Here is a 22135-nt window from a genome sequence, read left to right on the forward strand (position 1 = left end):
GCGATAAGATTAATTTTTCTTTGAGAATAAACACAAAGTTCGAAAAGCTATATCAACACAAAGCTTTGCGAACTTTGTGTTTTTCTGTAGCCATACCTTTAAAAAAACTTAGCGCACTTTGCGGTTAATTATATAAAGTCAGTTCAAAATAGTACTTTTGCATGTTCTTTTCATAGAAAGAAAAGCTAATAGAATAAATATACAAAAATGCCTAAAGAACTTTTACTTCAAGTTACACCGGAAATTGCTGCAAACGAATCATTGCTAAAAGACTATTTGTCTAAGCAGATTAAAGTTTCTGCTCAAGAAATTCAGCACGTTTCAATTTTAAAACGCTCTATTGATGCACGTCAGAAAGCAATTAAAATTAATTTGAAAGTTCTTATTTATTTAAAAGGCGAACCCTTTCAGGAAACTAAAATTGAACTTCCTATATATAAGGATGTTTCCAATGCGCAGGAAGTTATTGTTGTCGGAGCAGGCCCAGCCGGACTTTTTGCGGCATTGCAATTAATCGAATTAGGTTTAAAGCCAATTGTTTTAGAACGCGGAAAAGATGTTCGAGGCCGTCGTCGTGACTTGAAAGCGATAAACCGCGAGCATATCGTAAACGAGGATTCTAATTATTGTTTTGGAGAAGGTGGAGCAGGAACGTATTCTGATGGAAAATTATATACCCGTTCAAAAAAGCGTGGAGATGTAACTCGAATTCTAGAACTTTTAGTGGCTTTTGGTGCTTCTGAAGATATTTTGGTAGAAGCGCATCCACATATTGGAACGAATAAGCTTCCTAAAATTATTGAAGATATCAGAAATAAAATCCGAGAATTCGGGGGGCAAGTTTTGTTTGAAACCCGAGTAGATGATATTTTGGTAAAGAATAATGAAGTTGAGGGAATTGTAACGCAAAACGGAGATAAAATTCACGCCAATAAATTAATCTTGGCAACGGGACATTCGGCTCGTGATATTTTTGAATTATTAGATAAAAAGAAAATTTTAATTGAAGCAAAACCTTTTGCTTTGGGAGTTCGCGCAGAACATTCACAGGAATTAATAGACAGCATTCAATACAGTTGTGATTTCCGTGGAGAACATTTACCTCCAGCGCCATATTCTATCGTAAAACAAGTTAACGGCCGCGGAATGTATTCGTTTTGTATGTGTCCTGGAGGTGTAATTGCGCCTTGTGCTACTAGTCCAGGAGAAGTGGTTACAAATGGTTGGTCGCCTTCTAAACGTGATCAATCAACTGCAAATTCAGGAATTGTTGTCGAATTAAAATTGGAAGATTTTAAGCCTTTTGCAAAATTTGGAGCTTTGGCGGGGATGGAATTTCAAAAAAGTATCGAACAAAAAGCTTGGCATTTGGCTGGGCAAACCCAAAAAGTTCCAGCTCAAAGAATGATTGATTTCACTAAGAGTAAAGTTTCAGCAGATATTCCGAAAACTTCTTATGTGCCAGGAACTACTTCGGTTGAATTGGGTCAGGTTTTTCCAGGATTTTTGACTCAGATTATGCGTCAGGGATTTCAAGAGTTCGGAAAATCAATGCGTGGTTATTTAACTAATGAAGCTATTTTGCATGCGCCAGAAAGCAGAACTTCATCGCCAGTTAGAATTCCGAGAGATCCGATGACATTAGAACATTTGCAAATCAAAGGATTATATCCATGTGGAGAAGGTGCGGGTTATGCCGGAGGAATTATCTCTGCAGCCATTGACGGAGAAAAATGTGCCTTGATGATTGCGGAGTCCTTGAAATAATTGACTTCAGGTTTTTTGGTGTAGTAAAAAGATTGTTATCTTAGTGGTTTGATTGTAATAGAATTTGCCCCAAAGATGACAATACAAGAAATAGAAAAAAAATACGGATTCAATTTTCCGCTTTTATACAAGCAATTAGACGCTGACGGTATGTTGGACGTCGGAGAATATGGTCCTAATTGGTATACAGAAGTTTATCCAACCTTAAAAGATAATCCGCCTCTGCTTTTGCATTCGTATGATTTTGAATCGCTGAATTTGAAATCGGTTGCCGAAGAAATAGAAGAGCTCAGAGATCCAGAGGATTATCGAAATATCAATCCAGAATTTAAATTTATTCCGTTTGCCAAAAGTGGAGGTGGAGATCATTATTGTTTCTTTTTAAACGAAGAAAACAATGACGATGTGCCGATTGTTTTTGTCTGGCACGACTCCAACGAAGTCAATTACCTGGCTAAAAACCTTCAGGATTTTATCTTTAAAGTTTTATTGATCGATATGTCAAAACAAGATGTTTATAATGGACTTACTGACGAGGAATTTAGAGAAGATATAGAATCGGTATTTAAATCGCACAAAAAATATCTGACTGAGCAGCAAAATGACATCCTGTCCAACATTTTAAAAAGAAACATCATTGACTATGAAATACATGTTTCACCAAAAATAGTAGAATCTGCGAGAGGATTACTGACTGATTTCGAATTAGAATCGATTGTTAATGAAGTAATTCCTTTCGATAAAATGAATCAGAGTTTTAAATATTCGAATGAATAATTCTTTACAGAAAAATACTACTATATTTGCATAAAAAATAACAATATAATGGCAGGTTTTTTTTCCAATTTGTTTAATAGAAATAATGATGCAAAATCGATTATTTCCTTTGATGTGATTGATTCTATTTATAGTCATTTGTATCATGAATCTAATAGTTTAGAATTCAAAGTAAAAGGAGTTCATGAAAATGTTACTGTAAATTTATATTCTGTTCCATCCTCATTAGATCACGAAGAAGGAAGAGCAGAAATTAAAAAAGCGGGGTTTAATAATGCGTATGAAGTTCTGAACGAACTTTATAAAAAACTGAATATTGGAGGCCTGTCAGAAGAAGCAATGCAAGATGACTTACAATATGATTTTATTCATATTCAGTTTTATTCGGAGCCAACTGCAGAGGAGAAAAAGTTTTTTAAACGTTCTATAAAAAACTTTGTAATCTTTTTTTGCTGTACGAATAGTTTGGATGTAAATGACTTTAGGATGTTATATTCAGGGAAACATTTCTTCGATTATACAAGAGGGTTGCTGGAGAGCGAAGTTATTGATGTGAATAATCCAAAGAATGAAAGTGAGACAATTGGCGTTAGGGATCTTAAAGTGGTTTTACAAGGAATCTGCCAATATTTAAATATTGAAATTCCAGAAACAATTGAACTTCCTTCGTCTGAAAATTTAGTAGAAAGAGAAGAAGCTACCATACAATCCTTTGAGGAATTTATCAATTTAGTTTCTAGAGAAAATGTTGAAGAAGAAGAACTCAAAAAGCAGTCAGAAATACTTTTTAAAAACTATCTAAAAGGCAGTGAAGAATATCACGCGATTGTTGAGGGGCATTTTGATTTCTTTGAGAATATCAATGCTTGGAACAGTGACTGGAAATTCGATCCCGAAGATGCTGAATATTTCATTTCTGAATTGATTGGTAAAGATTTTAAGTTCGATTATCCAGAAGAAACTTATAGCCATGATCTTTTTCCTTACATTCAGTCGGAATTAGAAAAATTAAATCTAGAGCTAATGACTTACGAAACCTATGGAGACAATTATTTGTTTTTTGTGGCAAATAAAGATGAAGTAGAAAGAATTCTAGAGTTATCTGAAATTACAAAAATTGAAGTTGCTCAGTTGTAATAGATAGCCACGAATTCACGAATTTTATTTCAAAATCTATGCGTAAAGTTTTTAAAATAAAATTCGTGAATTTGTGGCAAAAACATTTTTACGGTATCAAAATAATTTTCCCTGTGCTTTTTCTGCTTTCTAGGAAATCGTGCGCTAGTTTTCCTTCTGATAATTTGAAAGATGTTGGTTCTGAAAGTTTGATTTTTCCTTCGGTAATCCAATTGAATAACTGAGTCGCTCTTTTGATTCGTTCTTCTTTAGAATTTAAATAACTCCACAAATCGCCTCCAGTCAAAGTTTTAGAACTGTCCATAAGCATTCTCGGGTCTACAGGTGCTGGATTGCCGCCTGCCATTCCGAAGAAAACAACTTGTCCGCATTCTTTAGTGACTTCAAAACTTTCCATTAAAGTGCTCCCAATACTGTCGTAAACAGCATCGACACCGTTTGGAACCACTTTAAAAACTTGCGATTTCCAATCTTCATTATAAAGAAAAACATGATCTGCACCTTGCTCAAAACCGATTTTGGCTTTTTCTGCAGATGAGGTTAATCCAATAACTCTCGCACCCAAAAGTTTACTGATTTGAGTTAAAATCTGTCCAACTCCGCCAGCAACTGCATGTACTAAAACAGTTTCTCCCTTTGCCGTTTTATGACTGTCTGTAGCCAAATAATGAGCGGTTAAGCCTTGAAGCAAAACAGAAGCTGCAGTTTCAAAAGAGATTTTTTCGGATAATGGAATAATGTGATTTACATTAACGGCAACCAATTCTGCATTGGCAAATGGTACGTCGGCAAAAGCCACATGATCACCTACTTTAAATTCTGGATGATTGTTAGCATCGACCACAATTCCTGCGCCTTCATAACCGGCAATAAAAGGAGGATTTCCTTTTAAATGATAATTCCCTTTTCGACGGTAAACATCAGCAAAGTTTAATCCGATGGCTTTCATCTCAACTAAAATCTCATCTTGTTTTAATTGTGGATTAGGAATTTCTATATATTCTAAAACATCTGATTCTCCAAAAGAAGAAAAGGTAAGTGCTTTCATTTTTTAATATTTAAGAAAGCAAAGTTCGTGAAAAATCCAAAAAGAAAAGCCTCAAAATAATTGGAGGCTTTGGTTTATTTTTTCTTTGCCACTCCGATAGCTATAGGGAGTGGCAAAGAATAGAAATTAAATTTTAGGAAATTTCATTTCATTAAAAGTGCTTTTCTGTTTAGCTAAAGCCTCAATGTCTTGCCATTTTCTTGGTGACTCTGCAGAAAGGTTTTCGTATGAATTTTTTAGCATTAAAATATCATCTTCGATACGAACGCCGATATTCCACCATTTTTTATCGCATTTGCTGTTTGCAGGAATGTAAATTCCAGGCTCAACAGTTAGAATCATATTTTCTTTTAGAGTTCCCATATAGTTTCCTTTGTCATGAACATCTAGGCCAAGAAAGTGTGAGCAGCCGTGCGGATAATATATTCGGGCGTCTTTTGGATCTGTAATAATTCCTAATTTAATTAATCCAGCGGCAATAACTTCTTTTGCCTTTTTGTTCAAATCCTGAATTGGAGTTCCTTCTTTACAAAGTTTAAAAACTTCCTCTTGAGCGTCATAAACTATCTGATAAATTGCTTTTTGCTCTTCGGTAAATTTCCCGTTAGCAGGAATTGTTCTGGTAACATCTGCGGAATAACCGTGATATTCAGAACCAACATCCATTAATAATAATTGATTGTCAATTTTTGTAGCATTGTTTTCTCCATAATGCAAAATACATCCGTTTGCACCAGCACCAACAATTGGAGGATAGCCTTCGCCTTCGGCGCCATAGTGCCTGTGAATATATGCATGAATTCCGTCAGCTTCATTTTCGCTCATATCAGGGCCAACCGCTTTCATCACTTCATTGTGGGCAACGCAGGAAAGTTTTACTGTTTTGCGCATTAAAACAAGTTCTTCTGGTGTTTTGATTTCGCGAAGAGAATTTGTGATATTGTTAAACAAATCTATCGAAGCTTCATTTTCTGTTGTAATTCCGGCTTTAGATGTAAACGATTTCAGCAATGCAAACAAATTGTCTGGATGATTACTTTCTGTAACATCTGTTGGAAACTTGTCATAAATGATTTTGTCAAATTTTGAAAAATCAATTGGAAATGCATTAAAATCTTTTCCGTTGTAAACGGTTGTAAAACCTAACTTAGATTTTGCGCCTTCAATCCCTAAACGTCTTCCTGTCCACATTTCGCGCGCAGCATTTCTTTCTCGTACAAAAAGCACTTCAGTATATTTTTCTGTTCCCTGTGGTTCTTTAAAAAGCAATAAAATGGCGTCTGGTTCTTTATATCCCGCCAGATAATATAAATCAGGATTTCCGTGATAGTTGTAATTAATATCTTTTGAAAAAACTCTTTCAGGATAAGAAAAAACAACAGCAACTGAATTAGCAGGCATTAAAGCTCTAAAAGCTTCACGGCGTCCTTGATGAAATTCTTTTGTGAGGTAATCTGTTGGAAGGTTTTCTTGCGAATGAGCAAATGGCGCAGTCAAGGCAAATACAAACAAGAATAGAAATTGTTTCATTTTTTGGTTTTTTACTGATGATTATTCGTTTTTTGATCGATGCAAATTACAAAAAAAATAATGTCGCTTGTTTTATTTTAAACATTTGAGCGATAAAACTTTAAATAAATTGTAGTAACTTAGGTACAGAAAATTGCGGGTTATCCTCAAAATAAACTTCGATAAACCTGTAACTGGGCATGAATATTGAGAAAAGAATTTTTATAGAATTATTTTACACTTCAAAAAACAAATTATAAATCTTTAAAATCCACTTTTATGAAAAAATACACATTTGCAGTCCTTTCAGTTTTAACGTTATTAATTGCTTCATGTTCTGCATCAAAATCTGCTTCTAATACAGGCGATTTGTTTGGAACAACTTGGGAGTTGGAATATATATCAGGACCAAGAATTGCTTTTGAAGGATTATATCCAAATAAAAAACCACAGCTTACTTTTGATGAAAAAGAAACAAAAGTATATGGCAATAATGGATGCAACGGTTATAGCGCGTCTTATACTTTAAAAGGAAAGTCTTTGACTTTTGGAGAAGAAGGACCAACTACAATGATGTTTTGTGAGGGTGGAGGTGAGCAAGTATTCCTAAAACAAATTAGACAAATTACAAGTTATTCTATTGATAAAGACGGCAAATTAAATTTAATTCAGGGCGACGTACCAATGATGCGATTTAAAAAAGTAGCAAAACAATAGTTTAAATGACAATATAAGAAAAGGGGAAATGATTATTCATTTCCCCTTTTTTGTTTGCGTTTACTGTTTCTTTTTGAGTTTGTCTTTAAAAACCTTTTCAAACTTTTCTAGTTTAGGCTGAATTACCATTTTGCAATACGGCTGATTTTTATTGTTAGCATAATAATTCTGATGATAATCTTCGGCTTTGTAAAAAACTTTAAAAGGTTCCAATTTCGTCACAATCGAATTGTTGTAAACCTTCGCTTTGTTTAGTTCAGCAATAATGCTTTGAGCGGCTTTTTTCTGTTCGTCATTTTTATAGAAAATAACAGAACGGTACTGCGTGCCAACATCTGCTCCCTGACGATTTAAAGTTGTCGGATCGTGAACGGTAAAAAACACTTTAAAGATTTCGTTTATATCAGTTATGTTTTTATCGTATGTAATCTGCACGACTTCGGCATGACCAGTTTCTCCAGTACAAACCTCTTCGTAAGTTGGATTTACAGTTTTTCCGCCAGAAAATCCAGAAACAACAGATTTTACTCCATCTAGATTTTCGTAAACGGCTTCAACGCACCAGTAACAGCCTCCGCCTAGTGTAATTGTTTCTAGATTGGCTTTTTTATTTTGGGAAATGCCATTTAGCGAAAGCGCAAAAAGATATATTAAAAGTATATTTTTCATTTTTAAATTATTTATTATCTGGAATAAAATCAAGAGCAATCGAGTTCATGCAGTAGCGTTTTCCCGTTGGCGCAGGACCATCATCAAATATGTGTCCTAAATGTCCACCACAACGTCCGCATAGCGTTTCAATTCTTTCCATTCCAAGAGAATTATCTTCTTTAAAAACAATGCTTTTTTTGTTTTCTTGTTCATAGAAACTTGGCCATCCGCAGCTGCTAGAGAATTTTGCTGTAGATCTAAAAAGCAAGTTGCCACAAGAAGCGCAGTAATAGGTTCCTTTTTCATCGGTGTTCCAATATTTTCCAGTAAAAGGTCTTTCTGTGTCAGCTTCACGCATTACGGCATAGACATCTTCTGGTAAAACCTTTTTCCATTCGGCATTGCTCAAGTTTAATTTCTTCGTGTCAGTATTAGAATAATAAGGATTTCCGGGTTTGCTGATTTTATTTTCCATAACAACTGTGTTTGCAGATTGTTTTTTTGTGTTTTGTCCGCAGGCTTGTAAAACAAAAAGCGGGAGTAAAAAGCAGAGACTGAAAATTAGATTTTTAGATTTCATAAGTTCTTGGGTGAATTGATCTGTACATCAAAGATACGTTGAGAATTAGCTTCAAAATACAAGGTGTGTTATTATTGAGATTTTTTTAAGTGTGTTTTAACTTTTTATTAGTTACGTAAAACAACGCAATGTAGTTTTTATGTCTTAATTTTAACTGCTTTTAAAATTTAGTATAAATTACAGCGTTGTAAATCAATGAAATAGGAATCGAGTCAAAACCTTAATTTTTGCCAAGCTGAATTAGCATTTTTAAGCCATTTCTTTTTTCGTATTTTTGTTTGCTTAAGAAGCCTTATGATAGAAGAAAACGTAATACTAGTTAATCAGAACGATGAACAGATTGGCTTAATGCCAAAATTAGAAGCACATGAAAAAGCGCTTTTGCACCGTGCCTTTTCGGTTTTTATTTTGAATAGTAAAAACGAAATTATGCTGCAACAGCGTGCTCATCATAAATACCATTCTCCTTTGCTGTGGACAAACACTTGCTGCAGTCATCAGAGAGAAGGCGAAACCAATATTGAAGCAGGAAGCCGAAGATTGTTTGAAGAAATGGGGTTTAAAGCTGAATTGAAAGAATTATTTCATTTTATCTATAAAGCACCTTTTGATAATGGTTTGACAGAACACGAACTGGATCATGTTATGATTGGTTATTATAATGAAGAACCAAACATAAATCCAGATGAAGTGGAAGACTGGAAATGGATGAGTATTGAAGATGTGAAAGCAGATATTGAAAAACAGCCCGAAATTTATACCGTATGGTTTAAGATAATTTTTGATGAATTTGATCATTATCTCGAAGACCATAAATTATAGCCAACTAACCAGAAACATAAATGAGAGTAACCATATCAAGAAAAGCACATTTTAATGCTGCACATCGACTGCATCGAAAGGATTGGTCATTTGAAAAAAACGATGCTGTTTTTGGAAAATGCAACAATCCTAACTTTCATGGTCATAATTATGGTTTAACAGTAAGTGTTACAGGAAAAATTGACCCGGAAACTGGTTTTGTCCTCGATGTGAAAGTATTAGCGGATATTATACGAGAAGAAGTAGAAATTCCGTTTGATCACAAAAATCTCAATCTGGACGTTCCAGAATTTGCAGATTTGAATCCGACCGCAGAGAATATAGCTGTTGTGATATGGAATAAAATTAGAAAACGAATTCATGCCGACTTTGATCTTGAAGTTGTGCTGAACGAAACGGAACGCAATTTTGTAACTTATAAAGGAGAATAAAAAAATGTCATTAAAAATAGGAGATATAGTTCCGAATTTTACTGCGAAAGACAACAATGGTGACCTTTTTGAAAGCCAAAGCGTTTTAGGAAGAAAGCCGCTGGTGATTTATTTTTACCCAAAAGATAATACGCCAGGATGTACCACTGAAGCTTGCAGTTTTCGGGATCAATATGAAGATTTTAAAGATTTGGGGGCCGAGGTAATTGGTATTAGCAGCGATAGTGTGAAGTCTCAACATAAATTTGCGGCTAAACATAAATTGCCTTTTATTTTGCTTTCAGATCAAGATAAAAGATTAAGAAAACTTTTTGGTGTCCGCAATAATCTGTTCGGACTTCTGCCAGGGCGTGTTACCTATATAATCGATAAAAATGGTTTGGTAATTTCGATATTTGATAGCGCAAACGCAGCCAAACATATACCTAAAGCCTTAGAAGCCGTACAGGAATTAGTATCATAAAATACCAAAATAGTATCAGAATAAAATTAATTAAACAAATATATTAGCCTAAAAACATGAATCAAAATTTATACCCTTTGCAATTTGAACCGATTTTGAAAGAAAGAATCTGGGGAGGAGAAAAGCTAAAAACAATTTTAAACAAACCAATCGTTTCTAAAATTACGGGCGAAAGCTGGGAATTATCTACTGTACAAGGAGATGTAAGTGTGGTTGCAAATGGAGTTTTAAAAGGAAAATCTTTAATGGATTTAATTGATGAAACACCAGACGCTATTTTAGGAACTAAAGTTTACGAAAGATTTGGAAAACAATTTCCGCTTCTTTTTAAATATTTAGATGCAAGAGAAGATCTTTCTATTCAAGTGCATCCAAACGATAAGTTGGCAAAAGAGCGTCACAATTCATTTGGTAAAACAGAAATGTGGTACGTAATGCAAGCCGATGCTGACGCTAGGATTATTGTTGGTTTTAAAGAAGATTCTAGCAAAGAAGAGTATTTGAAACATTTGCATGATAATACTTTAGTTTCAATCTTAGACGATGTGAAAGCAAAATCGGGAGATGTTTTCTTTTTAGAAACGGGAACAGTTCATGCAATTGGAGCAGGATTAGTAGTTGCCGAAATTCAGCAAACATCTGATATAACGTATAGATTATACGATTTTGATCGTGTAGATGCTCAAGGCAACAAAAGAGAATTGCATGTGGATTTAGCACTAGATGCCATTAACTATAATAAAGTAGATACTCAGAAAAAATACGAGACGAAGGTTAATACTTCAAATACGGTTGTAGACTGTCCTTATTTTACAACTAATTTCCTTCCGTTAGAAAATAAATTGGAAGTTGCTAAAAATGGAGAAACATTTACGGTATATATGTGTATTGAAGGTGATTTTGAAATTGAATATGACGGATTCAAACAGGCTTACAAAAAAGGCGATACAGTTTTGGTTCCAGCTGCTATAAATGCATTTAATTTGAGCGGAAAAGCTTCAATTTTAGAAATTTACATTTCTTAGCATTAAATTTAAAGATAATATGTACTTTTGCAGACGCAAATTAAAATAAAAATAAAAATGGCAAACGTTAAGAATTTAAAGAAAGACATCAACTTTGTATTAGGAGATATTATTGAGGCGGTTTACTTGTTTGAGATGTCAACAACAGGAAATCCAACTCCAGAAACGAATGCTTTGGTTGATGAAGCTATTGCTGTATTTGATACTTTGATTACAAAAGTGAACGCTAAAAACGTTGAAAATAAAAAAGCACATTTCAAACAAATTAATGTTGAATTAGAACAAGCTGCTAATCAATTGATTGAAAAAATCAACGCACTATAAGCAAAAAAAAAGCGTAAAAAAGTGCAAAAATATTTTGGGAAATTGAAAAACCGCTTTATATTTGCACCCGTAATGACGCCGATGTAGCTCAGCTGGCTAGAGCAGCTGATTTGTAATCAGCAGGTCGTGGGTTCGAGTCCCTCTATCGGCTCAAAAAACGGAAACCATCACAGAAATGTGGTGGTTTTTTTAATTATAGAGAGAGGTGTGAAATTTTTTTTGGAATATTAAAAAACATTTCTATCTTTGCACTCGCAAAATAGGCCGATGTAGCTCAGCTGGCTAGAGCAGCTGATTTGTAATCAGCAGGTCGTGGGTTCGAGTCCCTCTATCGGCTCAAAAACCATCACAGAAATGTGGTGGTTTTTTTTTGTTCCAAAAAGAAAATAAATTCCAATTTTTAAATTCCAATTTTTAAATTCCAAATATCACCTTTCAAGTTTTAAACTTATAAAGTTTTTTCAACGGGTGGTAAATGCAAGAGTTGAATATTTGGGGGCTTTTGTTGTTTTTAAGAGGCTTTTTTGAATAGTGTGGGGTTTATTTTTTATGTTTGAAATTTCAATTTAGAGCATAAAAAAAAGCCCTGAATTTCTCAGAGCTTTTAATGTCTTTTAACGAAAAATTATTTTTGTGCTTCAGTTGTTGCCGTTTCAGCTTTAGCAGCTGCAGGAGCTTTTTGTTCTTCTTTTTTGATGTCAGCTACATATTTAGTAAGCTTTTTTCCGTAAAGAGATTGTGCTACTTTTGGAGTCATCGATTTTTGAATCGTGTCCAGAAACTTCAAATTGATATCGTAAATTTCTGCTAAAGCAATGTAAGGTGCTACTTCGTGATCTTTATTGTTGATAGCAAAGTTTGTTGCATACAAATATTTTCTTTTGATATTTGATTGCTGTTTTGCGTCAAGACTGTCAAGAGCTTTTTGGTCTTTTCTTTTTAAAGCTTTGAATTTTGCTTCAACCATAGACAAATTCTCATCTCTAAAACGAGAATTTATTTTTTGATATTCTTCGTATAATTCTTGGTTTTTTGATCCAGTAATTTTTGCGCCAGCGATGAAATTATCTAAGTTGGTGTCAATATTGATATTTCCTGGTTCAGCAAAGAATAAAATGTTATTGTCTAATGAGTTTGTTACACCACGATCTAAATATAGGTATAACATTTCTGGAGATTCTAATTTAATGTCTCTTTCAAAAGCCGAGTTTCCGTCAATTTTGATGCTGTCGATGGCAACAAGAGAAGTGTCAACAATTCTTTGGATATATAAAGTTCCGGTTTTTAAACCTTTAATGTTTCCTGTGATGTGTAGATTATCAGCAGCCGATTCTTTTTTGCTGCAAGATGCTAATACTGCAAGAGTAACAAAAGCAATTAATGTTTTTTTCATTGTTTTTTGAGATTTTGGTGCAAAATAAAGAAAATAGTTTAAATGTAAAGAGGCAGATGTTTTATTTTTATAAAAAAATAAATCCCAATCTAGAATAGATTGGGATTTTTAAAATAGTGCAGGAAAAGGTCTTACATCGATAAATTGAATGAAGATCCGTTTTCGTGCGTATAAGTGTAAAGTGCATCGCAGTCGTTATTTCCGTAATCTACTACGCCGTTTAAAATGCCACCTTGAACTTTTAGTTGTCCTTTAGAGATAAATAGGCAAGAATATTTTTTAATCAATGGTTCTTTTACAGTCAAAGTAAGCGTTTCTCCATTTGAAGCCGTTACCGTATGAGTTCCTTCTGTAATTTCATATACATTATCAGATAAGACAAGTGGTGTATCTACACCAGCTGTTTGTTTAGTAGTATAAATTCCTGAATTGGTATAAACACCTCCTTGCAAATCTGTCAATTTACCATTGGTTACTTTTCTGGTCCATTGTGGTACAGTTGCAACAGTTGTAGTATTGGTGTATTCAATAGTTCCTTCAAGTTTGATGCCTTTTATAGAATAGTCAATTCTTTCAATTGTCATTTTGCTTCCAGTTGTAGTGATTGGTCCAGAAAGCGTAACTTTTAGTTTTCCTTTGCGTGTAAGATTGTTATTGTCTGTACAGCCCACTGTTCCGAAATCTGCTAGAAAAACTTTTGGATATTCAGTTCCATTTGGGGATGAAATGGTAATCGATGCGCAAATTCCAGTAGGCGTCTCAGCAGTTTTTCCTGTTGTTGAGGTGCTTGTGCTGATTAAAAGACCTGTGTTAAGATCCATTTCGTTTGAAGTGTCTACAGCCACTGAAGCTCCAATGTTTGTAAGGCTTGTTGAAGTGGTTTCTTCGTGATTATCGTTTGAACAAGAAACGTATAAAAGTGCTGTAGCACAAATAGCTGTTAATAAAATAGCAGTTTTTTTCATAATGGTTTTGTTTTTGGATTAGATTAATAAGGCGTTCAAATGTAACAAAAAAATAAATTACAATTAAAAAATCCTGTAATGGTTATTTACAGGATTGCATAACGTCTTTTTGAAGAAAAAATTATGTTTAGTATTATTAGAAATAATTTTAAACGGACTTGTAGTAATTGCTTTTGGCTTTTCTGATTTTTTTGTATTCTTCCCAATTAAAGCGGTTTAGAAAAACGGCCGCATTTTGAGCTCCTCTTATAAAAAGGTCGATTTTTGCATCGTCAGTCAGATTGAAGTTTAGCCAATTGTGGCTTCCAGTGTCAATGTATCCGATTAAGTTTTTAAAATCTGGATTTTTTTGCAGGAACTCATAATCATATCCATAGCGTGCAGTGTCAAACATTGAACTTATTAGGTTGGAAAATTTTTCATTTTTATTGATTTCGTTTTTGTCGTAGCCCAATTTAATTCCAAAAGTTGGAGAAGCGGGCACATTCATATTTTCGTGAAAAATGTCAATTGGGAAATTTGAAATAATACCGCCATCCATAAACGTAACTTCAGATGGTACTGATGTTCTTAGGCAAGTTGCATCGTTCCATTTGTTCCAAGCGTCAATTCCACTTGGAATATTTGTAATTTTAAAAGGAGTGAAAAATAAAGGAATAGACATAGAAGCTCGGACGAAATCGGCTGGATTCTGAACATCTGGATTCGAATAAAACAAATCAATCATTTTAGGGAAAATGATTTTGCTTTCGGTGGTAATATCAGCAGTTATTATTGCCATTTGGCTCCAATGATCCACTCGGGTATATTCTATTTTATCTCCGTGATTTGGCAGATTAATTCGATATAACTTGTTTTTGTCAGAAACGCCTTTTTCTCTTAAAGCTCTCAAATCGGCATAGTTTTTTATTCCTTTTTGCGAAAGAAGATTCGTCATCCATTGATGAAAATTGTTTCCAGGGTTTAATCCTAAATCGTCTTTAAAATTATCCACAACCTGACAGCCTTTCATTATTAATTTCAGATTTCCGGCGTCACTTAGCAATGCGTCGATAAATTCGCGGGCGTCATGATCGCCATCAACAAAATCATATAAATTTTTGTTGCATAAACATTCCAGGATCCATTCTGATTTTTGAATATCACATGTTCCTGCAGCAGCCATCAGCATGGTATTGATACTTCCTGCTGAGGTTCCTGCCAGACTTAAAAACCGAATTCCCATTTGCTCCAAAACATATACATAGCCGACCAATGCAATTCCGAGGACGCCTCCGCCTTCTTGTACAAGATCAACATATTGGCAGTTATTATCATCTATAATATCAGAAAATTTTTTGCCTTTAATCTGTTCTTTTAAATCTTTTATAATTGCTAGAACTTCTCCGTTTTCTGTAAACTTTCTCTTGTCCATTATTTCTAGAATTTTAGATTTTTTTATTTAATATTCTGGTAATCAAATATATGTGATGTTTGTTTTTGAGAAAAGGGGAAAATGACCCTTTTTTAAGAGCGATTTTCGATCAAAAAAAAATCCTGCAAAACTTAATTTGCAGGATTTCAGAAATATTATTTTCGAATGATTATTTAATCATTTCAAAACTTCTCTTAACAAAAGCAGTAAGTGCTTCACCTTTTAGAAGGTTTTGAGATAATTTAGCTAAGTCTAGAGCTTGTTTCACTAAATGTTCTTGGTGTGTTTTGTCTTCAGTATTTAAAATGCTTGAAGCTAAGTCAGAATTTGTGTTTACAACCAAATTGTACATTTCTGGCATATTACCCATTCCGAACATTCCGCCGCCAGTTTGGCTCATTTCTTTCATTCTTCGCATAAATTCAGGCTGCGTAATGATAAACGGAGCAGCTTGAGAATCCATAGCTTCTAGCTGAACGCTGTATGCTTTAGGAATGTATGCTTCTAAAGAAGTTTTTAAAGCTGCTTTTTCGTCATCAGATAATTTAGAAATAGCATTTTCTTCTTTTTTGATCAAGTTATCGATGTGGTCAGAGTCGACACGAACAAAAGTCAAGTCTTTATTGTCGTTTTCGATTTTCTGAATTAAGTGTGAGATAATCGGAGAATCTAAAAGCAATACTTCGTAACCTTTATCTTTTGCTGCCTGGATATAAGAATGCTGTGCATCTTTGTTTCCTGCATAAAGAATAACTAGTTTACCATCCTTGTCGGTTTGGTTTTCTTTTAGTTTTTCCTTTAATTCATCCAAAGTGAAGTAAGTGTCGTCTACCGTTGGGTACAGAACAAATGCACCTGCTTTTTCGTAGAACTTCTCTTCAGAAAGCATTCCGTATTCTAAAACGATTTTAATGTCATTCCATTTTTGCTCGAAATCAGCACGGTTTTCGTTGAATAAAGCTTTTAATTTATCAGCTACTTTACGAGTAATGTAGTTAGAAATTTTCTTAACCGCTCCATCTGCCTGTAAACCAGAACGAGAAACGTTTAACGGAATATCTGGAGAATCGATTACACCTTTTAACATCGTCAAGAATTCAGGAACAATTCCTTCTACGTTGTCAGTAACGTAAACTTGATTTTGGTACAACTGAATTTTATCTTTCTGGATCTGCATATCTGTACCCAATTTAGGGAAATACAAAATACCAGTTAAGTTAAACGGATAATCTACATTTAAGTGAATGTTGAATAACGGCTCTTCAAACTGCATTGGATACAATTCTCTGTAGAAGTTTTTGTAATCTTCATCAGATAATTCAGAAGGCTGTTTTGTCCAAGCTGGATTAGGGTTGTTAATGATGTTGTCAGTTTCAACAGTTTCATTAACGTAATCTTCTGGAGCATCTTCTGGTTTTGGAAGCGTTTCAGTTCTTGTTCCGAATTTAATCGGAATAGGCATGAATTTGTTGTATTTGTTTAATAAACCGCTGATTTTAGAATCGTCTAAGAACTCAAGAGAATCTTCAGCAATGTGAAGAATGATTTCAGTTCCGCGTGAAGTTTTGTCAGCAGGCCCTAAAGTAAACTCAGGACTTCCGTCACATGTCCAGTGTGCAGCTGGCTCATCTTTGTACGATTTTGTAATGATTTCAACTTTTTCAGCTACCATAAACGCTGAATAGAAACCAAGACCAAAATGTCCGATAATTCCAGAATCTTTAGCAGAATCTTTGTATTTGTCCAAAAATTCCTCAGCACCAGAAAACGCTACTTGATTAATGTATTTTTCAACTTCATCAGCAGTCATACCTAAACCTTGATCGATAATGTGGATTTTTTTGCCTTCTTTATCCACTTTTACTTCGATAATCGGGTTTCCGTATTCAACTTTAGCTTCGCCAATGCTGATAAGGTGTTTTAATTTTAAAGTAGCATCAGTACCATTAGAAACAAGCTCGCGCAAGAAAATTTCATGGTCGCTGTACAAGAACTTTTTAATTAAAGGAAAAATGTTTTCTACTGAAACATTAATTTTACCTGTTGCCATATTTTTTATTTTTTGATTTAATTTGATGATTTTCATTCATTCAAATAGAATACCAATTGTTTTTTGGGTGACAAAATGTCGGAAATGTTAATTTTGAAAGAAAATAAATAGATTCTAAAACGAAAATTATCTCAACGAATCGTATATTTGTGGTACAATAATTGTTAAAAAGGCAAGTTATTAATCTAAAAAAATTGTACAAAATGAAGAAGAGTATTTTTATATGTATGATTGCCGCTTTGTTTTTTGCGTGTAAATCATCTTCGTCGACAACAGCTTCGTCTTCTGAGGCTACTACACTTTCAACAAAACTTGACAGACCAACTCAAGTAGCGTTAAAAGGAAATTGGGTGCTTACCAATGTGTCTTATCCTGGTTCAGATTATATCAAAGTAACTTCTTTTGATTTGGCTGATTCTAAGTGTTTTATCGGAAGTTCATGGAGTTTTATTTCTAACAATAATAAAGGTACAATGGCTTTAAATTCTCCTAGTTGTACAGCTTTTAATTCGCCAATTGTTTGGAGTATCAACAATCAAGGTCTTTTTGTTCTTAAAATTGTAAATCCAGGAACAAAATCTAAAAACGTTAAAGAAGGATATCTGCTAAAAGTAGCTGGTGTGACTGATAACTCTTTTCAGTTAATCGATAACATTAATGTTGGAGGTCAAGTAAAAGATGTGACTTACCAATTTCAAAGAGCTAATTAATATTTTAAAGTATAAAAAATGAGAAAGATAACGGTTTTAGGATTAAGTAGTTTACTAGTATTAGCTAGCTTTTTTACAAGCTGCGATTCAGTAAAAAATGCAAATAATACACAAAAAGGAGCTGGAATTGGTGCTGTAGCAGGTGGTGTTATTGGTGGTATTTTAGGAAATAATTTAGGTAAAGGCGGAAACGCTGCTTTAGGAGCTGCAATTGGAGCTGCTGTAGGTGGTGGAACTGGAGCTTTGATTGGAAACAAAATGGATAAACAAGCTCGTGAAATTGATCAAGCTTTACCAGGTGCTAATGTTGAGAGAGTTGGTGAAGGAATCCACTTGACATTAAATGAAAATGCGGTTCGTTTTGATACTAACAAATCAACTTTGACAGCTCAGGCAAAAGCTAACTTAGACAAATTAGTTCCAGTATTTACTGATTACGGAGATACTAATATTGAAATTTTTGGATATACTGATAATACAGGAAAACCAGAATATAACTTAACGCTTTCTGGTCAAAGGGCAGCTTCTGTTCAGGCTTATTTAGTTTCTAAAGGATTAAAAGCAAGCCGTTTCAAAACTTCAGGTTTAGGAATCGCTGATCCGATTGCTACTAATGATACACCAGAAGGAAGAGCACAAAACCGTCGTGTTGAATTTGCCATTACAGCAAACGACAAAATGGTAAATGACGCAAAAGCGGAAGCTGGAAAATAATTTCAAGTAAAATAAATAATAAAAAAAGCTGTTTCATAATTGAAGCAGCTTTTTTTTGACTTTAGAAATTAAACATTGTAAATTTGACGTCTCATATTACAACTCATGCTCGACATACAAAATATATCTTTTTCGTACACCGAAAGTCCCGTTATAAAAAACATTTCTTTTTCTATTGAAAAAGGCCAGAACATTGCCATTATTGGTGAGAGTGGCTGCGGAAAAAGTACGCTGCTCAAGCTTATATATGGACTTTATGATCTAGACGAGGGAAAGATTTTTTATGGGGATAAACCAGTTTTGGGACCAAAGTTTAATTTGATTCCAGGAATGCCTTACATGAAATATCTGGCTCAGGATTTTGATTTGTCTCCATACGAGACTGTTGCAGAAAACGTCGGTAAGTTTCTATCAAATGGTTTTGCAAACATGAAAAAACTTCGTGTTCAAGAATTATTGGAAATGGTAGAAATGGAGCAGTTTTCCAATGTGAAAACAAAATTCTTGAGTGGAGGACAGCAGCAAAGAGTGGCTTTGGTAAGAGTTTTGGCTTTAGAACCAGAAGTGATTTTACTGGATGAGCCATTCAGTCAGATTGATGCTTTTAGAAAAAATGCTTTACGCCGTAACTTGTTCCGTTATTTAAAGCAAAAAGGAATTACCTGCATTATTGCAACGCATGATAGTACCGATGCTTTGTCTTTTGCAGATCAGGCCATAGTGATGCGAAACGGAGAAGTGCTAGTTAAGGATGATCCCGCAAAAATATATGAAGACCCGAAAATTAAATATGTCGCTTCTCTGTTTGGTGAAGTGAATGAAATTCCAACTCATTTATTATTGTCATATGAAGACGAAACTCATAAAACATTAGTCTATCCACACCAATTTAAAATGGTTTCAGAATCAAAACTGATGGTGAAAATTAGGAGAACTTATTTTAGAGGAAGCCATTATTTGATTGAAACGGTTTATAAGAGGCAATTGATTTTCTTTGAAAGCGAAATAGATTTACCGCTCGAACAAGAAGTGTTTTTAGCTTTAAATTATTTATAACTAGGGAATATTAGATAATTTCTAATTGTTAAAATAATAAACCCGACAGGTTTCTGAAACCTGTCGGGTTTACTTTTGGAATTAAATTAGAAATTTAGTTTTTCAGATACTTTTCTAAAAACTGATCTTGCTCCCAAAGCAAATGAAGAATATTTTCTTTAGCAACATAGCCATGAGATTCTTTTGGAAGAATAACCATTCTTGCAGGCGCTCCTAAACCTTTTAATGCTTGAAAATAACGTTCCGTCTGCAAAGTAAAAGTTCCAGGGTTATTATCAGCTTCTCCGTGCACCAATAAAATTGGAGTTTTCATTTTTTCTGCATTCATAAATGGAGACATTGCATTGTAAACTTCTGGAGCCTCCCAGTAGTTTCTTTGCTCAGATTGGAATCCAAATGGGGTTAAAGTTCTATTGTAAGCCCCACTTCTCGCAATTCCGCAGGCAAAAAGATTGGAATGCGTCAATAAATTTGCTGTCATAAATGCTCCGTAAGAGTGTCCGCCAACAGCTACTTTTTTACGATTGATATAACCCAAAGCGTCAACCGCGTCAATAGCCGCCGCTGCATTATCTACTAATTGTGAAATAAAGTTGTCGTTTGGTTCTGTAGTTCCTTCGCCAATAATTGGAAAAGCAGCATCGTCTAAAACAACATATCCTTTTGTAACCCAGTATACAAACGATCCATAATAAGGGAATGTGAATTCGTTAGAATTTTGAGTCGATTGCGAAGCGCTATTTCGATCTTTATATTCTGCAGGATAAGCCCAAATCAGTAGCGGCAATTTTTCTTTTTTAGCTTTATCGTAACCAGCAGGAAGATATAAGGTTCCTGAAAGTTCCAAACCGTCTTTACGTTTGTACTTAATTACTTCTTTGCTAACATTTTTAATGCTTTCAAACGGATTTTTGAAATCAGTAATTTGTGTTAAGCTGTTTTGTTTTTTAATATTTCTGAAATAATAATTAGGATATTCTGTCTTTGACTGAATCTGAACTAATATTTTCCCAGATTTAAAATCTTCAATTTCTAAAATATCTTCTTTTTTGTCTTTGTATGGAGAAGTATAAATACGTTTTGATTTTAAAGTTTCCAGATTGAATTCGTCCACAAAAGGGAATTGTCCGTCTTTAGTATAACCTTCACCAATTCTGTACAGATTATTTTTTTCGATAGCTAAAACATATTTATTGTAGGCATTTTTTCTTGTTTCGAAAACTCCTGGATCTGAATAAACATCTTGAGAATTTCTATCAGTAATCAATTTTGGCTGCTGACTTGGATTTGATGGATTTATCAAAAATGTTTTGGTGTTTCTCGTGTCGTACCATTCTTCTGAAAGAACGGCTAGATTATCATCTCCCCAAATAATATCACTAAAACGTTGTGGCGTTTTTGCCAACGAAGAAGCGTCTTTATCAAAAGGAGCTTCCCAAAGAAAAACTTCATCTCTAAAATCAACTTTATTTGCTGGATCACCTTCATCTAGAGCCACAACATAAGATAAAGTTGCAGGTTTGTCGTTTCTCCAAGCCATTTCTCTTTTTCCTTTTCGGACAGCCATAAAACCTTTAGGCATAATTTCATTTAAAGGAACCTCATTTACCGTTTTAATTTCTCTTCCGCTTAAATCATAAACAATGGTTTTGGATGGAAATCTATTTAATGGAACTACATAAGAAAATGGTTTTTGAATGGTTGTCAGCATGATGTAATTGCCATCTGGCGAGATTCTTTCTCCGGCAAACATAGCCGCTTCTTTATATAAAACAGCGTCGCCATTTAGTTTTATTTTATATAATTCAGAAGTGATGCAGTTTTCAAAATTAGCTTCGTCATTTTTGTTTTTCAACATATCAGGATAGGTTCTGTTTTGTGATTTTTCTCCTGAAGTGTTAGAAATAATCGGACCTGTTGGGAGATCTTTTTTAGAATCCAAAAGTGGCTGTCTATTTTTAGGAAGCATTTTTACTAATATAGTTTCACTATCCAAAAACCAGCTAAACGGATTTCCAAGATTTGCATTTACTCTAGCCTCTGTAAGTTTTGTAGCTTGTGCTGTTGCCACATCCAAAACCCAAAGTTCAACCCCAGAATTTGTAGTATGGGAGAATAGGATTTTTTTGTCGTTTGGCGACCAAAGAATGTTTGTTATTTTTGGATTTTCAGGCAGGCCTTTTACCTGAATTTCTTGCTTACCACTTATTTTTCTTAGTTTTAAGTTGTTTAGATAAGTTACAGTACTTGAGATATTAGTAACAGGATTAATTCTTAAACCTGCTAAACGAACTTCGTCTTGATTTAGGTCATCTAGTGTTTTATAGGTACTGCGATACATTAAAAGCATGTTTTCTTTTTTGGTATCCATAGATACAGAAGGCACTCTTTGGTAATCTGCCAAATCTAAAATAGATTTAGAAGGTTTTTGATAAGTTAGATTCTCTTGAGCAAAAGAGAAAAAACTTATATTTAGAAATAAAAACAGCGTAATCTTTAATTTCATAGTTTAAATTTTAGGAGTTTGTAATAGTATTCAAAATGTTTGTCTAAAATACTTTTATGTTGTTACATCTAATGCG

General features: G+C 34.1%; 21 protein-coding genes and 2 tRNA genes. 14 read left to right on the forward strand and 9 right to left on the reverse strand.

The annotated features are described in order from the left end of the window. Positions 1–207: 207 nt before the first annotated feature. The 3 genes from FF52_RS07970 to FF52_RS07980 all read left to right on the forward strand — a co-directional run bounded on the left by FF52_RS07970 (position 208) and on the right by FF52_RS07980 (position 3681). Complete coding sequence (locus FF52_RS07970; protein WP_008464454.1) at positions 208–1767, forward strand: NAD(P)/FAD-dependent oxidoreductase; 1560 nt, start codon at positions 208–210, stop codon at positions 1765–1767. A gap of 75 nt (positions 1768–1842) precedes the next feature. After that, positions 1843–2544: an SMI1/KNR4 family protein gene (locus FF52_RS07975; protein WP_008464457.1), complete on the forward strand. Its 702-nt coding sequence runs from the start codon at positions 1843–1845 to the stop codon at positions 2542–2544. Between the two features lie 48 nt (positions 2545–2592). Then, positions 2593–3681 carry a hypothetical protein gene (locus FF52_RS07980; protein WP_008464458.1) on the forward strand — a complete coding sequence of 363 codons (1089 nt, stop codon included), beginning with the start codon at positions 2593–2595 and terminating at the stop codon, positions 3679–3681. 88 nt (positions 3682–3769) lie between these two features. On the opposite strand, the gene FF52_RS07985 is transcribed toward FF52_RS07980, so the two are convergent. Beyond that, positions 3770–4729: a quinone oxidoreductase family protein gene (locus FF52_RS07985; protein ID WP_008464461.1), complete on the reverse strand. Its 960-nt coding sequence runs from the start codon at positions 4727–4729 to the stop codon at positions 3770–3772. Between the two features lie 126 nt (positions 4730–4855). After that, complete coding sequence (locus FF52_RS07990; RefSeq protein WP_008464463.1) at positions 4856–6259, reverse strand: aminopeptidase P N-terminal domain-containing protein; 1404 nt, start codon at positions 6257–6259, stop codon at positions 4856–4858. Positions 6260–6517: 258 nt separating this feature from the next. Between FF52_RS07990 and FF52_RS07995 the strand changes: the two genes are divergently transcribed. Continuing rightward, positions 6518–6955 carry an META domain-containing protein gene (locus FF52_RS07995; RefSeq protein WP_008464465.1) on the forward strand — a complete coding sequence of 146 codons (438 nt, stop codon included), beginning with the start codon at positions 6518–6520 and terminating at the stop codon, positions 6953–6955. Positions 6956–7015: 60 nt separating this feature from the next. On the opposite strand, the gene msrA is transcribed toward FF52_RS07995, so the two are convergent. Together msrA and msrB are read right to left on the reverse strand one after the other, a co-directional pair. Next, positions 7016–7624, reverse strand: coding sequence for a peptide-methionine (S)-S-oxide reductase MsrA (gene msrA / locus FF52_RS08000; RefSeq protein ID WP_008464467.1), 609 nt, complete (start codon positions 7622–7624; stop codon positions 7016–7018). Positions 7625–7631: 7 nt separating this feature from the next. Then, positions 7632–8186 (reverse strand): peptide-methionine (R)-S-oxide reductase MsrB, encoded by a 555-nt coding sequence (msrB, locus tag FF52_RS08005; RefSeq protein ID WP_008464470.1) that lies wholly within the window; start codon positions 8184–8186, stop codon positions 7632–7634. Positions 8187–8480: 294 nt separating this feature from the next. Here msrB and idi point away from each other — a divergent pair, with 294 nt between their 5' ends. From idi to FF52_RS08040, 7 genes are all read left to right on the forward strand, one after another. Next, on the forward strand, positions 8481–9008 hold the full coding sequence (gene idi / locus FF52_RS08010) for an isopentenyl-diphosphate Delta-isomerase (RefSeq protein ID WP_008464471.1): 528 nt from the start codon (positions 8481–8483) through the stop codon (positions 9006–9008). 20 nt (positions 9009–9028) lie between these two features. Beyond that, positions 9029–9439 (forward strand): 6-carboxytetrahydropterin synthase, encoded by a 411-nt coding sequence (locus tag FF52_RS08015; protein WP_008464474.1) that lies wholly within the window; start codon positions 9029–9031, stop codon positions 9437–9439. Between the two features lie 4 nt (positions 9440–9443). Further along, the gene (locus FF52_RS08020) at positions 9444–9902 is read left to right on the forward strand and encodes a peroxiredoxin (protein WP_008464477.1); all 459 of its coding nucleotides are present in this window, start codon (positions 9444–9446) and stop codon (positions 9900–9902) included. A gap of 56 nt (positions 9903–9958) precedes the next feature. Beyond that, positions 9959–10927, forward strand: a complete 969-nt coding sequence (locus tag FF52_RS08025; RefSeq protein ID WP_008464479.1) for a type I phosphomannose isomerase catalytic subunit — start codon at positions 9959–9961, stop codon at positions 10925–10927. A 57-nt stretch (positions 10928–10984) separates the two neighbouring features. Continuing rightward, a complete protein-coding gene (locus FF52_RS08030) occupies positions 10985–11251 on the forward strand; it encodes a hypothetical protein (RefSeq protein WP_008464481.1) in 267 nt (88 codons plus the stop codon). Between the two features lie 77 nt (positions 11252–11328). Beyond that, positions 11329–11402: transfer RNA gene (locus tag FF52_RS08035), tRNA-Thr, on the forward strand. A gap of 112 nt (positions 11403–11514) precedes the next feature. Next, positions 11515–11588 (forward strand) — tRNA-Thr (locus tag FF52_RS08040). Between the two features lie 288 nt (positions 11589–11876). Here the strand turns inward: FF52_RS08040 and FF52_RS08045 are convergent. The 4 genes from FF52_RS08045 to htpG form a co-directional block, all read right to left on the reverse strand. Continuing rightward, positions 11877–12644, reverse strand: a complete 768-nt coding sequence (locus tag FF52_RS08045) for a DUF4369 domain-containing protein (RefSeq protein WP_008464483.1) — start codon at positions 12642–12644, stop codon at positions 11877–11879. Between the two features lie 131 nt (positions 12645–12775). Beyond that, the gene (locus FF52_RS08050; RefSeq protein ID WP_008464485.1) at positions 12776–13609 is read right to left on the reverse strand and encodes a hypothetical protein; all 834 of its coding nucleotides are present in this window, start codon (positions 13607–13609) and stop codon (positions 12776–12778) included. A 148-nt stretch (positions 13610–13757) separates the two neighbouring features. Beyond that, positions 13758–15023, reverse strand: a complete 1266-nt coding sequence (locus FF52_RS08055) for a patatin-like phospholipase family protein (protein WP_008464487.1) — start codon at positions 15021–15023, stop codon at positions 13758–13760. Positions 15024–15192: 169 nt separating this feature from the next. Further along, positions 15193–17073, reverse strand: a complete 1881-nt coding sequence (gene htpG, locus FF52_RS08060) for a molecular chaperone HtpG (RefSeq protein WP_008464488.1) — start codon at positions 17071–17073, stop codon at positions 15193–15195. Between the two features lie 203 nt (positions 17074–17276). Between htpG and FF52_RS08065 the strand changes: the two genes are divergently transcribed. The 3 genes from FF52_RS08065 to FF52_RS08075 all read left to right on the forward strand — a co-directional run bounded on the left by FF52_RS08065 (position 17277) and on the right by FF52_RS08075 (position 19553). Further along, positions 17277–17783 carry a lipocalin family protein gene (locus tag FF52_RS08065; RefSeq protein WP_035691207.1) on the forward strand — a complete coding sequence of 169 codons (507 nt, stop codon included), beginning with the start codon at positions 17277–17279 and terminating at the stop codon, positions 17781–17783. A gap of 18 nt (positions 17784–17801) precedes the next feature. Beyond that, positions 17802–18497: an OmpA family protein gene (locus FF52_RS08070; RefSeq protein ID WP_008464490.1), complete on the forward strand. Its 696-nt coding sequence runs from the start codon at positions 17802–17804 to the stop codon at positions 18495–18497. 105 nt (positions 18498–18602) lie between these two features. Next, on the forward strand, positions 18603–19553 hold the full coding sequence (locus tag FF52_RS08075; RefSeq protein WP_008464491.1) for an ABC transporter ATP-binding protein: 951 nt from the start codon (positions 18603–18605) through the stop codon (positions 19551–19553). Between the two features lie 94 nt (positions 19554–19647). On the opposite strand, the gene FF52_RS08080 is transcribed toward FF52_RS08075, so the two are convergent. Further along, the gene (locus FF52_RS08080; protein ID WP_008464492.1) at positions 19648–22059 is read right to left on the reverse strand and encodes an alpha/beta hydrolase family protein; all 2412 of its coding nucleotides are present in this window, start codon (positions 22057–22059) and stop codon (positions 19648–19650) included. Positions 22060–22135 lie beyond the last annotated feature (76 nt).

It is taken from the genome of Flavobacterium sp. F52, from assembly GCF_000278705.1.
GTDB classification, from domain to species: domain Bacteria; phylum Bacteroidota; class Bacteroidia; order Flavobacteriales; family Flavobacteriaceae; genus Flavobacterium; species Flavobacterium anhuiense.